Source organism: Calditrichia bacterium, from assembly GCA_020634975.1.
Lineage (GTDB): Bacteria > Calditrichota > Calditrichia > RBG-13-44-9 > J075 > JACKAQ01.
The window spans coordinates 2,142,424-2,163,195 of the sequence record JACKAQ010000001.1 but is presented as its reverse complement, the minus strand read 5'-3'; the positions used below and the strand labels follow the sequence as shown (position 1 = coordinate 2,163,195).

Here is a 20,772-nt window from a genome sequence, read left to right as displayed (position 1 = left end):
TTTCTGGGTTCAGTTGCGCCGTTTTCTACTGTTTTTCGAATACGATTTTCCCGCCCACCACGGTCATATCAACAGCAACATTGCGTATTTCTTCCGGCGGAATGCTGCGGATATCTTTTTCCAGCAGCACAAAATCCGCCAGTTTTCCCGGTTCCAGCGTGCCTTTTATTTGCTCATCAAACGATGCGTAGGCAGCGTCTGCGGTGTAGGCTTTCAGCGTTTCCTCGACGGTAATTTTTTGCTCCGGCACCCAACCATCGGGATTGGCATCGTCCAGCGTGCGGCGGGTGACGGCGGCGTAAATGCCTTCCAGCGGTGTCGGCGGCGCCACAAACCAGTCGCTGCCGAAAGCCAAACGCGCATTTGCATCCAGCAGTGAGCGAAATGCGTAAGTGGTTTTGATGCGCTCCGCGCCGATCACTGTTTCCGCCCAACGCCCGTCGTCGATGGCGTGATACGGCTGCATGCTGGCGATCACGCCCAATTCGGCGAATCGCGGAATATCCGCCGGGGCAATGTGCTGGGCATGCTCGATCCGAAACCGCCGGTCTCGCGGACCGTTTTCTTTTTCCACCCGCTCAAAAATATTCAGCAACAGGTGAATCGCGCGATCGCCGATGGCGTGAATCATCAGTTGCAAACCGGCGCTGTCCGCTGTGTGAATCCAGCGATACATATCAGTTTCGTCATTCACCAAAAATCCGGATTCGTCCGGCGTATCGCTGAACGGTTCAAAAAATGCCGCCGTGTGCGATCCGAGTGAGCCATCCATAAAACCTTTCAAACCGCCAATTTTCAACCACTTATCGCCCCTGCCATCGGCAGCTATTTTTTCTGGCAATTTCTGCCATCGGGCAATGGGCATCGCCTGATAAATTCTGGTGATCAGCCCATTTTCCGCGCGGACGCGTTCGAAAATAGCCATTTCACCGAGCCCGTCGCCCATATTTTGCACGGAAGTAACGCCGTTGGACGCCACATAATTCATCGCTGCGTTCAGCGCACGCAGCTTTTGTTCGTCGGACGGATTGGGCATTTTCGCGAAAACGAGGTCCATCGCGTTGTCCTTTAAAACGCCGGTGAGTCGCCCGGTTTTGTCGCGGATAATTTCGCCGCCGTCCACATCCGCAACCGATTGTTCGATGCCCGCGGCGTTGAGCGCGGCGGTATTTGCCAACGCCATGTGCCCGTCCAGCCGGGAGATGAACACGGGATTTTCCGGCGTGACCGCGTCGATCCAGTTGCGATCCGGCAGTTCACCACCCCAGTTGGTGTGATCCCAATCGCCGCCGTCGATCCACTCGCCGGGACGCAGGGTTTTGGCATATGCCGCAATGCGCTGGACAAACTGCTCGCGATCCGCATCGCGAAGCTGGACGGACGACAGCCGGAATCCGCCGGTGAGAAAGTGCACATGCGAATCGATAAATCCGGGTGTGAGCATCCGGCCCTGCGCTTCGATGAGCCGGGTTTCGTCGCCGAGATGGCGCAGAATATCTTCGTTGCTGCCCACCGCGATAATCGTATCGCCGGAAACCGCCAGCGCTTCGGCGGTCGGCTGCGCATCGTTGCCCGTCCAGATGATCGCGTTGGTCACGATCAAATCCGCACCTTTTGTCCGGCCGCAACCGGTAATTGCGGCAGCCAGAAGTATCAATCCGAAAAAAAGAATGTGCTGAGTCATGGCGTTTTCCTCAAAATTTTGTTCGATTTTAGATGGGTTCAATATATGATGTTGGCGGGAATTTCGCAAAAAATGCGTTGGGATACGACGCAGAGATTCATTCATTTGCACGAATAGCAGAACAAAAAAAAGGGCAGGTTCGAAACCTGCCCCAAAATTTTGAATGCATTGAATGGTGCGAAAAAACGTTACATCACGGGCATTTCGATGCCGTCGTATAATTTTTCGCGGCGTTGCTGGGTTTGCTCGGATTGCAAATATTCGTCGAAAGTGGTCATCCGGTCGATGATGCCGTTGGGCGTCACTTCGATGATGCGGTTGGCAACGGTTTGCATCAACTGATGGTCGTGCGAGGTGAAAATCATGCAGCCGGGAAATTCATCCATCGCTTTGTTCAACGCGGTCACCGATTCCAGATCGAGGTGGTTGGTCGGTTCATCCATCAACAAAAAGTTCGGCTGGTTGAGCATAATTTTGGACAACATGCAGCGCACTTTCTCGCCACCGGAAAGCACACTCACTTTTTTATACACTTCGTCGCCGGAGAAAAACATCCGCCCCAAAAATCCGCGAATAAATTGCTCATCTTTTTCGATCGAATATTGGCGCAGCCAGTCGATCAAATCCAGATCGTTATCTTCGGAAAAATATTCGTCGTTATCGTTCGGCAAATAATCGTAAGTAATTGTTTGTCCAAAGTTTACCGTTCCGGAATCCGGTTTGGTTTTACCGGCCAAAACATTGAACAGCGCGTTCAGTGTTGCGGTATCATTGGCGAGTAACCCGATCCTGTCGCCGTGATTCATCGTAAACGATACATCCTTGAACAGCAGTTCGCCGTTTTCGTTGCGTTTGCTGACGCCGTCTACCATCAAAATTTTATCACCGGGTTCGCGGCGCATATCAAATTTGATAAACGGATATTTCCGGCTGGAAATCTGGATTTCTTCGAGATCGAGCTTTTCCAGGGTTTTTTTCCGGCTGGTTGCCTGGCGCGATTTGGAAGCGTTGGCGCTGAATCGCTGGATAAATTGCAGCAATTCGGCACGCTTTTGCTCGAGCTTTTTGTTTTTGTCTTCGCGCTGCTTTTTCATCAACTGGCTGGACTCATACCAGAAGGTGTAATTTCCGGTAAACAGGCGGATTTTGCTGTAATCGATATCCACCATATGGGTACAAACCATGTCCAGAAAATAGCGGTCGTGCGATACAACGATGACGGTATTTTTGAAATCCGCCAAAAAATCGGAGAGCCATGCGGCAGATTTCGCGTCGAGGTCGTTGGTCGGTTCGTCGAGCAACAAAATTTCCGGGTTGCCGAACAACGCCTGCGCGAGCAGCACCTTCACTTTTTCCGGTCCGCTCAATTCTTTCACCAATTTGGTGTGCAAATCTTCGGTAATGCCAAGATTGCTGAGCAGTTCCGCAGCGTCGCTTTCGGCAGACCAGCCGCCCATTTCGCCAAAATCGTGCTCCAGATCCGCCGCCCGCAGGTGATCTTCTTCGGTGGCGTCCGGATTCATGTAGATGGCGTCTTTTTCCATCATTACATTATACATATCTTTATGGCCCATGATGACGGCATTGAGCACCTGCTCATTTTCATATTCAAAGTGGTTCTGTTTCAAAACAGCCATCCGGTTGCCCGGATCGATGGAAATATTGCCGCGGGTGGACTCGATTTCGCCGGAGAGAATCTTCAAAAATGTGGATTTCCCCGCGCCGTTCGCGCCGATCACGCCGTAGCAATTGCCGCGAGTGAATTTCAAATTGACATCATCAAACAATACGCGCTTGCCAAATTGCAAGCTTAAATCTGATACGGTAATCATAAAACGTCACATCTCTTTTTTGGGTAAACATTTTAAAAACAGGCACAATCCCTGTATTCATTTTAACGGTCGCAAAGATAATACAAATTGCCCTGCGAAGATAGTATTTTTTCGATTGGTTTGTGGCCGATGCTCCACAGACTTTCTCAACGGTTGATTCCGCGATGCGTTGGGTGTAAATTTGTTAGCTACAGAAAAACCGAACCAGAAACCAAAACCAACAGCGAGGGAAACCATGCTCACAGGCAAACACATCATCGGATTTCAACAGAAAAGCACAACATCAGATACATTTCAGGCGACCGATCCGCAAACCGGCAAATTGCTGCCGACCCATTTTGCCGAAGGCAGCGCCGCAGATGTGCACGCCGCTGTTGAGCTGGCCCGCAACTGTTTCGACAAATACCGGAACGCGCCGCATTCCAAACGCGCCGCATTTCTGGAAGCGATTGCCGATGAAATTCTGGCCCTCGGCGATGCGCTGATTCAACGGGCGATGCAGGAAACCGGCTTGCCGGAAGCCCGCATCACCGGCGAACGCGGCAGAACAATGGGACAGTTGAAGCTGTTTGCACAGGTGGTTCGCGATGGCTCGTGGCTCGGTGCGCGCATCGAAACCGCACAGCCGGATCGCCAGCCACTGCCAAAACCGGATATCCGCATGCTGAACCAGCCGATCGGACCGGTTGCTGTATTTGGCGCGAGCAACTTTCCGCTGGCATTTTCCGTTGCCGGCGGCGATACCGCATCCGCACTTGCGGCGGGTTGCCCGGTGGTGGTGAAAGGGCATCCGGCGCATCCCGGCACTTCTGAACTGGTTGGGCTGGCTGTGCAAAAAGCCGCCCAAAAAACGGGCATGCCGGAAGGCGTTTTTTCGATGGTACAGGGCAGCAATTTCACCGTTGGCGAGGCGCTGGTGAAACATCCAGCCATCAAAGCAGTCGGGTTTACCGGCTCGTTCCGTGGCGGCAAAGCGCTGTTCGATATGGCAGCGGCACGTCCCGAACCGATCCCGGTTTATGCGGAAATGGGCAGCACCAATCCGGTGTTCATTTTACCGGAAGCAATGGCGGAACGCACCACAGCAATCGCCACGGGTCTGGCGGATTCCGTAACGCTCGGCGTCGGGCAATTTTGCACAAATCCCGGACTAGTGTTGGGTTTGCAGGACTCCCAATTCGATGTTTTTTCTGAACTTGCCGCAACCGCGATTTCCGGGAAACCGGCGGGAACGATGTTGCATCGCGGCATCAAATCCGCGTACGAATCGGGCATCAAAGCAATCAGCTCGATCGAAGATGTGCGCCTGCTGGCCAACGGCGGCAGTGGCGATAACGATTGTCACGGCATGCCGCGATTGCTCCGCGCGAGCGGAAAAACGTTTATCAACCATCCGCGATTGGAAGAGGAAGTGTTCGGTCCGTCGTCCGTTTTGATCAGCTGCGATTCCCGCGAGGAATTGCTGGCGATTGCCGAAAATCTCGGCGGACACCTCACCGCAACCATTCACGGCACGGAAAACGAGCTCGGCAAATGGCATGATCTGATCACGATTCTGGAGCGCAAAGTTGGGCGGCTGATTTTCAACGGATTCCCGACCGGCGTGGAAGTATGCCACTCGATGGTGCACGGCGGCCCGTTCCCCGCAACCACAGACAGCCGTTCGACCTCTGTCGGCACCGCCGCGATTTACCGTTTCCTGCGCCCGGTGAGCTACCAGAATTTCCCGAAACACCAGCTTCCGGCGGCGTTGCACAACGAAAATCCGCTGGGCATCTGGCGCATGCTAAACGGCAAATGGACGAAGGATAGTTTTTAATATTTGTCGCGAATTTTATAGTTTCGCCCCGATTTGTCATTCCCGCAGTATTTAAGCGGGAATCCACAATTCGACAAAAGATGTCCGATAGAAACTTTCGGGCATAACCAAAAACAAAGATATCCAGAATTTTTTTGCGTCCATCAGCGATAAAAACAATTGAAAACAACGGAATAAAATGAACCAACGTCAACTCGGAAAAAACGGCCCGATGCTCTCGGAAATCGGGTTGGGCGCGTGGGCAATCGGCGGGCAGTGGGCGTATGGTTGGGGCGAGCAGGATGACATGCTATCTGTCCGAACCATCCGCACGGCGCTGGACAGCGGCATCAACTGGATCGACACGGCGGCGGTGTACGGACTCGGGCACAGTGAAAAACTGATCGGCGAAACCGTAAAATCTTTCCGCGACGAGGTGTTCATCGCCACAAAATGCGGACTGGTTTGGGACAATCACGGACGTGTTGCCCGGAACAATCGCCCGGAAAGCATCCGCCGGGAATGCGACGCCAGCCTGAAACGCCTGCAAACGGACGTGATCGATTTGTATCAAATTCACTGGCCGGACAATGCTGTTCCGGTGGAGGACAGTTGGGGCGAAATGACCCGGCTGGCGGAAGCGGGAAAAGTGCGCTACATCGGCGTGAGCAATTTCGGCACGGAGCTGCTGATGCGCTGCCAGAAAATTGCGCCGGTGCAATCGCTGCAGCCGCCGTACAGCATGATCAATCGCGATATCGAATCGAGCATTTTAGGTTGGTGCGCCAATAACAAAGTGGGCATCGTCGCGTACAGCCCGCTGCAAAGCGGATTGCTCACCGGTAAATTTTCAGCGAATTTTCTGGAAACGCTCGCCGAAGACGATTGGCGGCGCAGCCAAAACAATCCGTTTTTCAAAGAACCGAAATTTGGGCAAACGCTGACATTTGTCGACGCTATCCGACCGATTGCGGAAGGTTACGGGAAATCGCTTGCAGAATTGGCAATCGCGTGGGTGCTCCGTCACAAAACGGTGACTGCGGCTATCGCCGGCGCGCGAAAACCGGAGCAGATCGCTAAAAATATCGGCGGCGGCGGCTGGCAAATCTCTGCATCTGATTTGGAAAATATTGACGGGTTGTTTGCGGAAATTTTTGGGGAGAAGTAACATTTTCGGTCATTCCTGCACAGGCAGGATTTTTTTCGTAGCGACAGGCTGCACTATTCCTCGTCATCATCTACCACCGGATCGACGGTGATGCGGGGAATTTCCGGATTAATCCGGGCAATCACTTCGTAATGAATGGTGTTGCTCCACTCGGCAAGTTGCTCCGCGGTAATTTGCTCCTCGCCCTGTTTGCCGATCAGCACTACTTCATCTTCCAACGCCACACCGGGAATATCGGTCACATCCACCATCATCAAATTCATGCAAATTCTGCCGCGGATGGCGGCGCGTTTTCCGTGAATCAACACGTATCCCTGGTTGGAAATTTGCCGGTCATAGCCATCGGAATAGCCGACAGGCAGCACGGCAATTGTCGTATCGCGGGTGGTTTTGAACGTTCGGCCGTAGCCAATAGTGTTATCGCGCGGCACCGTTTTGACCTGCGAAACACGGGTTTTCCAGGTGAGCACCGGTTTCGGGGTATCTTCCGGTTGCAATTTGTATTTTTCGCGAAACGATATCAGCGTTTCCCGCGATGGCCAAAACCCATATTGCCCGATGCCCAGCCGCACCATATCAAAATGAGTATCGCCAAACAGCAGCGCGGCGGCAGTGCAGGCAGCGTGTTTTTTGAGAATCGGGAATCCGTCGCTGCGAATGAGCTGCACAATTTTGTTGAAACAATACTGCTGATATTCGGCATAATCGTGGCTGGTGGTATCTTCGATGTTGGCAAAATGGGTGTACACCGCTTCCAGCATCACGCGCGGCGTGTGTTTCAATTTTTCAAAAAACCACGGTAAATCTTCCTGCATGACGCCCTGGCGAAAGGTGCCGGTTTCCAGCTTCAAATGAATCCGGGTAAGCATGTGAATATGATTCGTGATATCGTGCAACTGTTCCACGGTTTCTTTGTTGTAAACAACCAGCCGCAAATTGTGGCGCACCGCTTCTTCCAGACAATTCAGCGGCACATGTCCCATCACCAGAATATTTTGGGTGAACCCGGCGTGGCGCAATTTCAACGCCTCGTTCAGTGAGTGCACACAAAAGGAATCAACCTGATGTTTGATTGCCAAACGGGCAATGGTTTGCCATCCGTGACCGTAGGCATTGGCCTTGATCACCACCGAAAGCTCCGGGCGCGAACCGATAATTTTGCGAAAAAATTGCAAATTATGGGCATATGCGGCTTCCGAAATCTCGATCCATGTGTTGTCTAAAAACCTGCGTTCAACCATGAACGACGTCCTTTTTCAACCAAAATAATGATGGAATGTGCGGGATCGGGCAGATGTAATTTCAGATAGAAATCACATAATAACAGCAGCTTACCCCTTGTCCTTTTCCCCTTTTATCCGTGCTTAATTGAACAACAGCCAATCGATGCCCAGCCGGAAAATGATCAACTGTTCCAGCGTTCCGTTGATGATAAAATAATCCGTGGACAACAAATTTTCCCAAATAAAAAACAGCGTCGCATCGCGAAACTGGGCTTGAATCCGGGCATCGCTGATCGCGTGCGGACCGACCGCCGCCGGCATCGGCGAAAACGCATACAGCTGCGGCTGAAAATCCAGCGGATAATATTCGCCGAGCACCCGCCAATCCAAAATGCCGTCCAGCCGCAGTGCATTATTGAACAGCGAAACGCTGGTTTTCAGCGTGGTGACATTTTTTATTTGCGGCGCAAATGATTCTTTGTAATTGGCGTTCCATGTAAAATCGTTGTTGACCCAGAATCGCCAGATTTTTGTGCCGGCGTTTGCCCGAAACCCATAATTTTCAATAGTTTGGATTTGCCAGCGATTGCCATCGAGAAACACCGGATAATTATCCGTGCGCATAAAAAACGGCTCGATCCGCACATCCAGATTGCTGCCCAAAGCAAATTCGGCAATGCCGGAAACACCGGTTTTCCGGATGGGATTTTCTCCGGAAAATCGCGGCAGCGAATCTGCGCCAACCGTTCGCCAGATTAACGGCACCGGCTGCCCGCCGGAAAAAACGCGCAACCCGATTTGCCGCCCGCCCGCCCATTTTTTGGCAAAAACCGCCTGCGCTTCCGGCAAAGCGCCACTGGCGGAAGCGTAAAAACCTCCGGCTTCCAACCGGATTTCTTTGCTGCTATCCGCAGATTCCCAAAATGCGTTGCCACGGAACGTGCTTTCCGTGCGTTTGGCGGGATGCACAAAATGTTCGTTTCGGTAGATTTGCGGCAGCGCGGAAAAACCAAAATTTCCGCCGCTATAATTTCTTGTAAATGTTGCGCTTAGCTGCCCGATTTTATAACGAATATTACGCCTGTCAAATGTTGCGCTAATCGGCGTCAGCCGGTCTTCCACGGCAATATATGAGGGCACAATTTCCAGCGAATCGCGCTCGCTCATCCGCCATTGTCCGCGCAACCACATCACATGCCCGATAGATTTTAATTTTGCAGTAACGCTCTCACCCTGAACCGACGAAACCAAAGAAAAAACGTTGGATAACTGGCGCATTTGCCAGTAATACGCATCCCATTTCCAGCGGGTATATTCCCAATGCACCCGGGCGCGATAGGTGTTCACCTGATATTTTTTACCGATATCCGATTCTTCGCCCAAAAAATTGTTGCCGGAAAGCTGGACAAAGTTTGTCGGGCTCCAGTATCTGGCAAAATTAATGTCCACAAACGATATGCCGGTCAGGTAATCCTGCGAATAAATGATTCGCGTTTCCGGCTTGCGGCTGAGCGGCTCAACCTGTTGTAAATATTCAACATCGCTGCCAAATTTCCGGCGGCGTTCACCGATCTGGTAATGGGGCAGCCACTGCTCGTTCCAGAATCCGGTAACGGGATTTTGCAGCCGGTTTCCCGCATAATTGAAATTGGAAAATCCGGCGGGCATTCCGCGCCAGGCGCTGCTGCCAATCCGCCCGCGATTGGCAAAATTGATCAGCCAGAGATCCGATTGATAGGCGCGGATTTCCGGCTCGTTGAGCACGCCTTTGTGTTCAATGGGTTGGTAAATTTCAATTCGTGCCGTATCGGGAGGTGCCGGAGCTGCTGCTGTTTGCGTTTGTCCGTATATCGAAAAAAGCGATGCAGTCAGCAAAAAAAGCAGGCTTAAATTCAATTTTTTCAGTTGATTAGAAATGGGAACAAAAACGGTCATTTGCGCCAGGCGTTAAGGTAAATTTACCAATCGTGAATTCGGTGATAGCGGCAATACCTTGTTAATCCACGGATCACTTTCAATCATTTGCCGGAATCCAGTGCGATTCCGGCCGAGCGGTGCTTCTCTCTGCGAATTACAACTCGCCATCCAGCAAATGGATAACCAGTCCGGTGCGCAACTTTGGTTCAAACCAGGTCGATTTGGGCGGCATAATCTGGTTGGCATCGGCAATGGCCATTAATTCTTCAATTGATGTTGGGTGCATGGCAAACGCAACCGACCAATTTCCGCTATTTACACGTTTCTCCAAACCTGCCAACCCGCGTATTCCACCGATAAAATCGATGCGTTTATCCTTCCGGGGATCTTTGATGCCCAATAACGGCGTCAGCAAATTTTCCTGCAAAATGCTCACATCCAGCCGCTGAACCGGATCGCTTTCGTCAAATGTGCCGGGTTTGGCTTCAAGCTTGTACCATTTTTTTTCGAAATACATGCCGAAGGTGTGGGCATGTTCCGGTTTGTATCGCACGCCTTCGGGCATCGGCGTCAACTCAAATAAATGGGTAACTTTTTCGATAAATTCGCTGCTGCTGCGCCCGTTCAAATCTTTCACCACCCGGTTGTAATCCAGAATCTGCATTTGTTTGTGCGGAAAAATAACCGTCAGAAAAAAATTATACGGCTCGTTGCCTGTGTGGTTAGGATTGGCAGCCTGACGCATTTGTTTAATGCGCATTGCCGCAGCAGAGCGGTGGTGTCCGTCTGCAACATACAGCGCGGGAACCGTGGCAAATGCAGCCTGCAATTCCGCCACGCGATTGGTATCGCTAACCACCCACAATGTGTGCTGGATGCCGTCATCCGCTGTAAAATCGTAGGTTGGCTTTCCGGAAACCACTTCAGCCACAAATTTGTCAATTGCCGGATTTGCCGGATACGTCAGGAAAACCGGTCCGACCTGGGCATTTTGGGTATCGATATGCCGCACCCGGTCATCTTCTTTATCGGGACGCGTAAGCTCGTGTTTTTTAATAAGATCGCGTTCGTATTCCGCAACCGATGCGCGGGCAACAACGCCAATTTGTTTGTGCGAATCCATTATTTGCTGATACACATAAAAGCAGGGCTGCGCATCCTGCACGATGGTGCCTTCGGCGATAAAGCGGCGCAAATTTTCCGCACCTTTTTGATAAACGCGATCGTCGTAAATATCCACATTTTCCGGCAAATCGATTTCCGGTTTGTTAATGTGCAAAAAAGTATAGGGATTGTTTTCTGCGAGTGCGCGGGCTTCTTCGCTATCCAGCACATCGTAAGGTGGCGCGGCTACTTTTTCCGCCAGTTCGGGAACGGGGCGCACCCCGCGAAACGGTCTCACGTCAGCCATTGGTAACTCCTTTAGCAGCTTGTTCGGGAGAGAAATCTACAAAAAAAGCGCCCTTAAAAAAAGGCGCTTTTTTCGTTTTGCAAATCGATATCGTGATGCTGTTTTATCCGCGGAAGAAACGGAAACGGTTATCTACCACGGTGGCTTCTTCTTTCAATTGCTGATACCATTGGTCAAAAACCGAGCGGGCTTTTTGCTGCAGCAAACGATTTTTCAGCGCGGATTTTTGATTGGCATACGCGGTCTCGTCGAACGCGGTGTGATCTTTTACGCGCACATAATAATAACCGCGATCGGTTTCGATCAAACCGGAGGTTTGCCCGATTTCCAGACTAAACGCAGCGGCGATAATGCCCGGCGCACGCCCGATTTTCGGAACAAAAATATTTTTGGTGAAATAATCGGTCGTATCTGCGGTCACTTTTTCGTCGCCTGCGGCGATGTCCGTAAAGCTGGCACCACTCTGCACTTTTGCAGAAAGTTGTTCGGCATGCGCTTTAGCCAACGCCATGCGTTTTTCGTTTTCGACCCGGCGTTTGACGGCGGTTTTCACTTCGTCCAACGGACGGAAACCTGCCGGAATAATGTCTTCTATTTTGAATACGTAGTTGCCGTTATCGGTGAAAAACACTTCCGAAACGCTGCCTTTTTCGCTCGAAAATGCCCAGTTCATTGCCGCGGTTTGGCGACCGACGCCGGGAATTTGTCCGTTGCGGTTGTGGGAAAATGCGGCGGTTTCCTGCGGGGTCAGGTTGCGGTTTTTGGCGACGGCTTCAAAGCCATCGTTTTCGACAGCGCTGACAAATCCGTTGGCGTTATTGTTCGCTTCGTCGATCGTTCCGATTCCGGCTTCAAATGTTTTGAGGATGTGCGCGGCGTGAACTTTTTCCACACCATCTTCCATTTTTTTCTCGATAACGTGAATGAGGTGCAAGCCAAAACGGGTTTGCACCGGGCCAACAAATGTGCCGGGTTCGGCGGAAAATGCGGCATCTGCAAATTCTTTTACCATCGCGTTACGATCAAAAAAACCGAGATCGCCGCTGTTGGTTTGCGCAGAAGGATCTTCCGATTCGGTTAACGCCAGCGTTGCGAAATCCTTGCCGGATTCTGCTTCCGCTTTCAACTGGTTGATGGCATCAACAACACGTGCGGAATCTTCTGCTGTAGGCGTTTTGGAGAAGAACACATATTTCAGTTTGCGGGTTTCTTCTACTTTGAAATCGTCTTTATTTTTGTCGTAATACGCTTTCAGGTCCGCATCGCTGATGTTTAGCGAATCGTTGCGGAATGCCGTTGTGGCAACGCCGACAAAATCAATTTTCGCTTTTTGGTTGGTCTGTGCAAATTCATCGCGCAGTTCCTGTTCGGTTACAATTACCGAAGCGTTGATCAGGTCCACCAGTTTGGCATAAGGCAAATCTTCTTTTGCCTGATATTCCATGCTGATCAGCAAATTTGCGTTTTCGGGCTGTGTGAGCACCTGATTCAGTTTGTCGCGATCAAACCGTCCGTTGGTCTGGAAGTTCGGATCGTTACTGTATTGTTGGGTAAGCGAATTAAGGATGTAGTTGGTTACATCGTCATCGGTTACGGAAATATCCATTTTTTCAAGCTGTGTTTTCAACACTACGCGCTGAACCAGTTCTTCCCAAACACGGTCGCGCAAATCTGCGACTGCGGCTTCATCCAGCGTGTTGCCGGTGCGCCGTTCTTCCATTGCACGGGCGTTGCTGACTGCCATTGTGTATTGCTGTAACGAAACTTCTTCGCCGTTAATTTCGCCGACGACGGATTGCTGTTGCTGCATAAGCCCGGAATAATCCGCGCCCCATTCAATCACCATTAAACCGACAAAGGCCAGAATCAGGATATACAGAATCCATTTCGTCATGTCACGCATTTTTCCCATCATAAGGGGGATCTCCTTCAATAATACCTAAGATGTTTACAAATAATAACGTACAGATTCTTAATTTACGCCGTCGCAATATAGAAATCAAATAAAATTAATCAAGTTTTTTGGAAGACCAACCGGAATTTGCGATTTGATTTTCGGTAGATCGGGCGTATTTTTTGGCAAAAAGAGGAACGCGTTGAGCAACGATCGCAAATATTATATTGAGTACCTGCTGTTTCGGGGCATCGAAAAACTGATTCATATTTTGCCGGGATTTGCCATTGAAGCGCTGGCAAGTTTTTTGGCATTTTTGGGATTCAGTGTGCTGAAATACCGGCGCAAGGTGGCGCTGGAAAACCTGGCGCGGGCATTTCCGGAAAAACCGGTCGCGGAACGAATGCGCATCGCCCGCGAATCCTATCGTCATTTTGCCATGCTGATGCTGGAATTTATGAAAATATCGAGTTGGGATTTGCCCAAGCTGGAATCGATGATGCAATTTGACCAGCCCGATACGATGCAACGACTGGTAAAATCCTATGGCGGAAAAGGATTTGTGCTGGTCACCGGACATTTTGGCAATTGGGAAACGATTGCAGCATATTTGGCAGCCAAATATTTTCCCGGCGGGATGGGCATCATCAAAAAACAGCGCAATCATTATATTGATAAACATGTGATCGATATGCGCAAACGCTGGCAACTGGAAATGACCTACACTCGCGGCGCCATCGAAAACTGTTTGGTCAACATCAAAAAAAAGCGGTTTTCCGGGCTGCTGTGCGATCAGGATGCCGGCAAAAAAGGGGTTTTCGTGCAGTTTTTGAATCAGCAGGCATCGACGCCGGTGGGTGCGGCATTGCTGCATTTGCGGAGCGGCGCACCGCTGGTTTTCGGGTATTGTGTTCGGGATGGGCTGTTCAATTATCGCTGCCGGTTCAAAGAAATCAACGTTCCGACAAACGGGGAAATTTCAACGGAAAACCTGACCGCCGTTACCGCGGCGTTTACCGCGGAGCTGGAAAAAGCTGTCCGGCAATTTCCGGAGCAGTATTTGTGGCTGCACCGTCGCTGGAAAACCAAGCCGGAGTAATTGTTTTTATTTGCTGCAAACGTCTATTTTCAACCTTCAATAAATCAATGGCTGTGTTCGTTTTCCTTGCTGAACTTGTTGATCGCCACGCCCAAATTGGCGATCAGGTCGCTGGCGAGAATGGTGTAGGTGGTTTCTTTTTCCAAAATGACATCGGCGGTGTAGCCGTGCAGGAAATTGGCGGTGTATGCGGCTTCGTCCGGATCGAAGCCCTGCGCGAGCAATCCGGCAACAAATCCGGTGAGCACGTCGCCGGTGCCGCCGCTGGCCAATCCGGCATTGCCGGTGGGGTTGAGGTAAACTTGTCCATCCGGCAACGCAACCATCGCAGGTGCGCCTTTTAGCAGCAACGTAACGCCGTAGGTTTTGGCAAAATCCTGAGCCCGTTCGATGCGATAATTATACAGCGAGCGCTTATCTTCATCCGGGAAAAATCGCAAAAATTCACCGAGATGCGGCGTGAGCACCCAATTTTTGTTGCCGTATTCCGTCAAAATTTCGGGGTGATTGGCAACCGCAAACAGCGCGTCCGCGTCGATAACCACGGGTTTGTCGCACATTTTCAGCACTTCGATTACGGCGTCCTGCACATGTTGGCTGCGCCCGAGCCCGGGACCGATAGCCAGTACATCGCACCAATTCACCAATTCGCGAATCTCTGAAATGCTTTCCGTTCCGATGGTTTGATGGGGCGTTTCCGGCAACGGACGGGTGATAATTTCGGTGAGTTTTTGCTCCATGACTGCGTTGATGCTTTCCGGCACTGCCAGCGCAACCATTCCCGCACCGATTTTCATGGCTGCATGCGCAGCCAACGCTGCGGCGCCGGTGTAACCTTTGGAGCCAGCCAGTACGCCCACTTTGCCGCATTCGTATTTGTGGGAATCCGGGAAACGGAAGGGCAGCACAATATCTTTCGCTTCCAGCATTTCCACTTTTACATCGCCCATATTCAGCACAAACGGCGGAATACCAATATCTGCGATATACAATTGCCCGACATAATTTTTGGCGCGATACAATACATGGCAGCGTTTGGGAAGCGCCATTGTAACGGTCAAATCCGCGCGAACAGCGCTGCCGGCAACTTCGGCAGAATTGGCATCCAGTCCGGAGGGAATATCCACCGCAACCACCCGGGTTTCGATATTATGATTAATAAAATCAATCACTTCCGAAACAAATCCTTCGGCGGCTCCGCGAACGCCGGTGCCCAGCAAAGCATCCACCAAAATATCCGGCGGTTCATGCTCCAGCTCGCGCAATTCGGTTACATTCCCAATGTGCTCGATGGGCATTTTCATATTTTTGAGGATGGTGTAATTAATTTTTGCATCGCCGGTGAGCTGTTCTGCCGGGGCAATACAAAACACACGCACATAAACGCCTTCGTTCCAGAGGTGGCGCGCGATTACAAAACCATCGCCGCCGTTATTTCCTTTTCCGCAAATCACATGCACCAGCGGGTCTGCCACGCCGTTCAACTCCCGCATTATTACCCTGGCAACCGCTGCGCCGGCATTTTCCATTAACACAACGCCCGGTACACCAATTTTTTCGATGGTAAAGCGGTCTTTTTCCCGCATTTCTTCGGCTGTTACAACTTTAATCATGGCAATTTGCTCCTGTTCGCAATGCTGTTTGCGGTTCCGGTTCCCTGGCTATTCTTGCGGATTTTCGATCCATTGGGTCAACGCTTCAACAATTTTCTGCGCCTGCGCAGCGTTGGAAATATTGAATTTGGATTGCTGGCGATACACGCCCTGGCTTTTCCGGTAGCGACGGATCGTGTACATATCTGCGCTGTACTGCTCTTTTGCATCGTCCCATTGCTGATAACGGAATAAAATGGTAGACCACGCGCCTTTGGTGAGCACCACTTTGTCCAATTCTTTCACTTTAAGAATATTGTCTTCTTCCCAATCAATGGTAATTTCGTCAATTGTTTCTGCCATTGCCAACTCCTTTCGAGATGTAATTAAAAAATCATATCGTGCGCAAAACCGCACTGTTGTGTCATTTTTCTGTTTGAAATATTATGAATTACGCCCGCGCAAACAAGCGGAAAGTATCGCTGCTACTCCGCCTCCGTTGGCCAATGGTGTAATTTCAGCGATTGTTCATCGAAAACAGCGTAGGTGAAATGGCGCATCCAATCGCCCAAATTCATGTAAACGCCGCCGTCCAATTCCGCCAAAATGGGCTGGTGCAAGTGTCCGAAAATGGCGTAATCGCAGCCTTCCCGAAATTTTTCCTGTGCCAGTTCCCGATAATCGCGGTCGTCCACTTCCCGGTCTTTTTGATGATTCCGGCTGAGGTTCGCGACCCATTTTGCCAGCGGAATACCGATATCCGGATGCAGAAGGCTATACAAAAAGATGTTCGGCGGATAGCGGAACACCCGTTTCATCAGCCGGTAGCCTTTGTCAAATTTCGCCACGCCATCGCCGTGGTGCAAAAAAAAGCGCTTCCCGGCGATCTCGTATTCGATGGGATCGAAATGCATGTTGAATCCCATTTCCTCGGTTAAAAAATCGCGCACCCAAAAATCGTGGTTGCCGGCAACGTAGTGCAAATCGATACCATTCTCTTTCAGTTGGCTCAGTGCGCCGAGCACGGCCATGTATCCGCGCGGAATAACCGTCCGGTATTCGAACCAGAAATCGAACAGGTCGCCCATGATAAACAATCGCTCGCCATTTTCCGAAACGTGTTTCAGAAAAGCGAGCAATTGCCGCTGTTTGTGCGCTTCTGCCGCTGCATCGTTGGTGCCCAAATGGACATCCGAAAAGAAAAATGTTTTGCCCATACGCTTTTGTTCGCTGATTTTTTACCGTGCCCAATTTAGAAAAACAGCAGCGAAATAAAAACAAACGTTTCCTTTTTTTACGGGCATCGTTTAAATTAATCATTTGAATTGAATCGGTAATGATTGAGGGAAAAATGCCTGTTCGTAAAGTACCGCCGCCAACGCAGGAAATGCCGTTTCTGGAACATCTGGAAGAACTTCGCTGGGTGGTTTTCCGGTCGCTGATCGGCTTGATCGCCGGGATGATTGTCTGTTTCATTTTTGCGCAGGACATCTTGCAGATTCTGACATATCCTGCCAGCCAGCTGGATCCGCCGCTCATTTTCCAATTCCTGAAAGTTCAGGGGATGCTGATTGTTTATCTGGAAATCGGTTTTTTTGGCGGGCTGGCGCTGGCGCTGCCGCTTATTTTTCAACAGTTGTGGAGTTTTATTTCCCCGGGATTGCACCAACGGGAAAAGCGTTATTTTCTGCCGCTGATGATTTCGGTGACAACGTTGTTTATGGTCGGGCTTTCGTTTGCCTATTTTGTCATCGTTCCCTTTGCGCTGAATTTTTTTGTGGGACTGGCACCTGCGGATATCAGCGCCAATATTGCTATCGATTTTTACATCGGTTTTGCCATCCGGCTGATGTTCCTGTTCGGCATCGTTTTCGAAATGCCGGTGATCAGCTATTTTTTGGCGAAAATCGGGCTGATCACCAAAGAAGGCATGCGCAATTATCGCCGCCACGCGATTGTGGGCATTTTTGTTGCAGCCGCATTGCTGACACCGCCAGATCCGGTCACCCAGATTTTTTTGGGTATTCCACTGGTGTTGCTGTATGAATTTTCCATTTTTATCGCCGGGCGTGTCGAAAAAAATGCCAAACACCGCGCCGGAGTAGAGGAACAACAATATCTGGCAGAATTGAAAAAACGCGAAGCAGGCGAGGATCTGCCATCCCAAGAACAGTAGCAGCGATTTCCCGTGCTGATAAGACAGGTACGACGGTTTGAAAAAAGGTTTAAAAGATATTTTTCGGGAGTTTTCCGGGGATTTTGAAAAATTTGATGCGCACTTTGCCGAAATTATGCGCTCCGACATAAAACTGGTTGACGAAGTTGCCAAATATGTGGTCAAACACAAAGGCAAGCAATTTCGTCCCGCGCTGGTGCTGGTTTCTGCACGGGCGGTTGCACCGGCAACAGAATCAACTTATGCAACTGCGGCGGTTGTGGAGCTGTTGCACACGGCATCGCTGGTGCACGACGATGTGCTGGACGAAGCGGAACTGCGGCGCGGCATCGCCACCATCCATAAAATATGGAAAAATAAAGTCGCCATTTTGATGGGCGATTACCTGCTCAGCAAATCGCTCATCGCCGCAACGGACACCGGCAGTTTGGAAATCATGAACACCGTTGCCACCGTCGCGAAACGGCTGATTCAGGGCGCAATTTTCGAGCTCCAAAAATCCCGCAGCGGCGATACTACCGAAGACGATTATTTCCGGCTGATCAGCGACAAAACGGCATCGCTGATTTCCGCATGCTGCGAACTCGGCGCGCTGACCGTTGGCGCTACTCCGGAACAGCGTTTCGCCCTCCGCGATTACGGCGAGCAGCTCGGGCTGGCATTTCAGATCAAAGATGATTTGCTCGATTACGAAGCCAGCAGCGGCATTTTGGGCAAACCGGCGCTGGCGGATTTGCAGGATAAAAAAATCACGTTGCCGGTACTCTGCGCATTCCGTTCCGCGGATGACAAAGAGAAGAAAAAAATTACCAAAATGATCAAAAACGGCGCGGCGAAAAAAGATTTGGGATACATTCTCGATTTTGTGAATCGCTACAACGGATTGGAAAACGCCCGCGATAAGTCGTTTGAAATCAAAGACAAAGCGGTTGCTGCGCTGGCGCCGTTATCCGAAACACCCGCAAAACAATCGCTGATCGATCTGGCGGATTTTGTGGTCAATCGCTCCAAATAAGCGACAATCTTTCTTCTGACTGAAACTATCGTTTTTGCGCTTCACTTTTTCTCAATTTGAAGAATCCTGTTCATCCTGTCATAAAACCTTCACAATCGCCGTCCAAACAAATGATGAAAATCGTTATTTTACAGATATTTACAGCGTTCACAATATTCCTCACCGGTTGCGCCGCGACGGTTCCGCAGCAAAACGCACCGGTCGAGCCGGAAGCGGTTCGCTACAATATTTTGCTCGATTTTGACACGGCAAACGACCGTTTTTCCGTGACGATGCAGTTCGACAGCCTGACATACATTAATAATACGCTGCAATTTTTCCCCGGCGGATCGTGGCGCGGCATCGATTTCGGGCAGATGATCCGCAACCTCTCTGCGTTTGATGCCAACGGGCAAATTTCCCCGGTTCAGCGAATTGGTGCGACGCAGTGGCGGCTGCTCAATCCTGCCGAAGTGACGACCATCCGTTATCAAATTGACGACACCCGGGATTTGCCGGAAAACCTGCGTCCGCCGGAAATGCTCGGCACCGCACTCAACGAAAATTACGCTTTCATCAACGGTGGCGGCGTGTTCGGCATGCTCAGCGGGATGGAAAAATCGCCGCTTCAGCTACAAATAAATTTGCCGGACGGCTGGCAAACCGGCACCGCGCTGCAACCGGATGGATCGGGAAATTTTCTCGCAACCTCGTTTGGCAACCTGCTCACATCGCCGATTCTGGCGGGTTATCTCACCGAAGTTCACGACCGCGTGATGGGCAGCGACGTGCACATGTTCTGCTATTCGAAGACCGACAAAATTGTGGCGGATCACCTGTTTCCGCACGTTCGCGACGTGATCACCGCAACCTATCATTTTTTGAACGATCGCCTGCCGCTGGAGGAATACACGATGCTGTTCGTGTTCGAGGATTTGTTCGCCGGCGGCGTGGAATACCAGCAGAGCGGCGCATTTATTTTTGAGGAAGATGATCTCGAAACGATTCGCGTGGATGTGCAGGACGTGATCGCGCACGAATATTTTCACCTGATTATTCCCTTTTCCATCCGCAGCGACGCGCTCAGCATCGATGATTTTTTGCGATCGCGCCCGACGCAGCACCTCTGGTTTTTCGAGGGTGTGACCGAATGGGCGTCGGATATTATTCAGCTTCGCGCCGGACTGAAGGATTTGCGTCATTATATTGTAGAAGATTTTCGCCAGAAAATTTTTCGCGAAACATTGTTCGGCTCGGAAACCAGCCTCAGCGATATGAGTCTGCAATCGCGCGGCAATCCCCGCGATTACGCCAACGTTTACAGTCGCGGCGCGCTGGTGGCGGCGCTGCTGGATATTCATTTGATCGATCTCACCGACGGGCGGCGCGGGCTGCAGGATGTCATCAACGATCTGATCCTCGATTACGGCAAATCGCGACCGTTGCCGGAGGATCAGTTTTTCGAAATTTTGATCGATTATTGCGGACCGGAATTTGAGTCGTTTATCCGAAAATACATCATCGGAAACGCGCCGCTGCCATATGCGGAAATGCTCGAAAAAGTGGGGATAAACTACATAGAATCAAAGCTTTCCGAACCGGCGGAAAACGATTTCGGTTTTTTCACCGGAGCGGATGAGCGCGGTGTTCGCATCCTGTGGATCGATGACGAACTGGCGAAATTTGATGTGCAAAAAGATGACCTGCTGCTGGCTATCGCCAATCGGCGTGTGACACCGGAAAATTACCAGCGCCTGCTATACGATGAGCTGCTGCCGCGAATGGACATCGGCGAACGTTATCCGCTGCAACTGGTTCGCAACGGTAAACGCATTCAGCGAACCGCGGAAATAGTGCAACGAAAGGATCGCCATTTGTTCAGCGTGCCGGGCATGATTTCACCGGCGCAACAGCGCGTCCGCGAAGCGTGGCTGCGACAATTGCAATAAAAACATACCCTTAGACAAACTCACGGTGCAATTGG

General features: G+C 50.8%; 15 protein-coding genes. 6 read left to right on the top strand and 9 right to left on the bottom strand.

Features of this window, described 5'->3' with window-relative positions; translation table 11 throughout:
- Positions 1-25: 25 nt before the first annotated feature.
- Positions 26-1,684, bottom strand: a complete 1,659-nt coding sequence (locus H6629_08760) for an amidohydrolase (GenBank protein ID MCB9067883.1) — start codon at positions 1,682-1,684, stop codon at positions 26-28.
- A 188-nt stretch (positions 1,685-1,872) separates the two neighbouring features.
- Entirely contained in the window at positions 1,873-3,516 is a 1,644-nt protein-coding gene (locus tag H6629_08755; protein ID MCB9067882.1) for an ATP-binding cassette domain-containing protein, read from the bottom strand.
- Between the two features lie 235 nt (positions 3,517-3,751).
- Here H6629_08755 and H6629_08750 point away from each other — a divergent pair, with 235 nt between their 5' ends.
- Both H6629_08750 and H6629_08745 read left to right on the top strand, forming a co-directional pair.
- On the top strand, positions 3,752-5,335 hold the full coding sequence (locus tag H6629_08750; protein ID MCB9067881.1) for an aldehyde dehydrogenase (NADP(+)): 1,584 nt from the start codon (positions 3,752-3,754) through the stop codon (positions 5,333-5,335).
- 178 nt (positions 5,336-5,513) lie between these two features.
- Entirely contained in the window at positions 5,514-6,482 is a 969-nt protein-coding gene (locus H6629_08745) for an aldo/keto reductase (GenBank protein MCB9067880.1), read from the top strand.
- Between the two features lie 53 nt (positions 6,483-6,535).
- Here H6629_08745 and alr read toward each other — a convergent pair whose 3' ends face one another.
- The 4 genes from alr to H6629_08725 all read right to left on the bottom strand — a co-directional run bounded on the left by alr (position 6,536) and on the right by H6629_08725 (position 12,948).
- A complete protein-coding gene (gene alr / locus H6629_08740; GenBank protein MCB9067879.1) occupies positions 6,536-7,723 on the bottom strand; it encodes an alanine racemase in 1,188 nt (395 codons plus the stop codon).
- A gap of 123 nt (positions 7,724-7,846) precedes the next feature.
- Entirely contained in the window at positions 7,847-9,640 is a 1,794-nt protein-coding gene (locus tag H6629_08735; protein ID MCB9067878.1) for a hypothetical protein, read from the bottom strand.
- Positions 9,641-9,776: 136 nt separating this feature from the next.
- Positions 9,777-11,033, bottom strand: a complete 1,257-nt coding sequence (locus tag H6629_08730) for a DUF1015 domain-containing protein (protein MCB9067877.1) — start codon at positions 11,031-11,033, stop codon at positions 9,777-9,779.
- A gap of 103 nt (positions 11,034-11,136) precedes the next feature.
- Positions 11,137-12,948 carry a peptidyl-prolyl cis-trans isomerase gene (locus tag H6629_08725; GenBank protein ID MCB9067876.1) on the bottom strand — a complete coding sequence of 604 codons (1,812 nt, stop codon included), beginning with the start codon at positions 12,946-12,948 and terminating at the stop codon, positions 11,137-11,139.
- 181 nt (positions 12,949-13,129) lie between these two features.
- On the opposite strand from H6629_08725, the gene H6629_08720 reads away from it, so the two are divergent.
- Positions 13,130-14,026 (top strand): lysophospholipid acyltransferase family protein, encoded by an 897-nt coding sequence (locus H6629_08720; GenBank protein ID MCB9067875.1) that lies wholly within the window; start codon positions 13,130-13,132, stop codon positions 14,024-14,026.
- A 44-nt stretch (positions 14,027-14,070) separates the two neighbouring features.
- On the opposite strand, the gene H6629_08715 is transcribed toward H6629_08720, so the two are convergent.
- From H6629_08715 to H6629_08705, 3 genes are all read right to left on the bottom strand, one after another.
- Positions 14,071-15,639, bottom strand: a complete 1,569-nt coding sequence (locus tag H6629_08715) for an NAD(P)H-hydrate dehydratase (GenBank protein MCB9067874.1) — start codon at positions 15,637-15,639, stop codon at positions 14,071-14,073.
- A gap of 48 nt (positions 15,640-15,687) precedes the next feature.
- Complete coding sequence (locus tag H6629_08710) at positions 15,688-15,981, bottom strand: hypothetical protein (protein MCB9067873.1); 294 nt, start codon at positions 15,979-15,981, stop codon at positions 15,688-15,690.
- 122 nt (positions 15,982-16,103) lie between these two features.
- On the bottom strand, positions 16,104-16,835 hold the full coding sequence (locus H6629_08705) for a UDP-2,3-diacylglucosamine diphosphatase (GenBank protein MCB9067872.1): 732 nt from the start codon (positions 16,833-16,835) through the stop codon (positions 16,104-16,106).
- 119 nt (positions 16,836-16,954) lie between these two features.
- Between H6629_08705 and tatC the strand changes: the two genes are divergently transcribed.
- The 3 genes from tatC (at position 16,955) to H6629_08690 (ending at position 20,737) form a co-directional block, all read left to right on the top strand.
- Positions 16,955-17,794 (top strand): twin-arginine translocase subunit TatC, encoded by an 840-nt coding sequence (tatC, locus tag H6629_08700; protein MCB9067871.1) that lies wholly within the window; start codon positions 16,955-16,957, stop codon positions 17,792-17,794.
- Positions 17,795-17,831: 37 nt separating this feature from the next.
- Positions 17,832-18,809 (top strand): polyprenyl synthetase family protein, encoded by a 978-nt coding sequence (locus tag H6629_08695; protein ID MCB9067870.1) that lies wholly within the window; start codon positions 17,832-17,834, stop codon positions 18,807-18,809.
- Positions 18,810-18,919: 110 nt separating this feature from the next.
- Positions 18,920-20,737, top strand: coding sequence for a hypothetical protein (locus H6629_08690; protein MCB9067869.1), 1,818 nt, complete (start codon positions 18,920-18,922; stop codon positions 20,735-20,737).
- Positions 20,738-20,772: the final 35 nt, after the last annotated feature.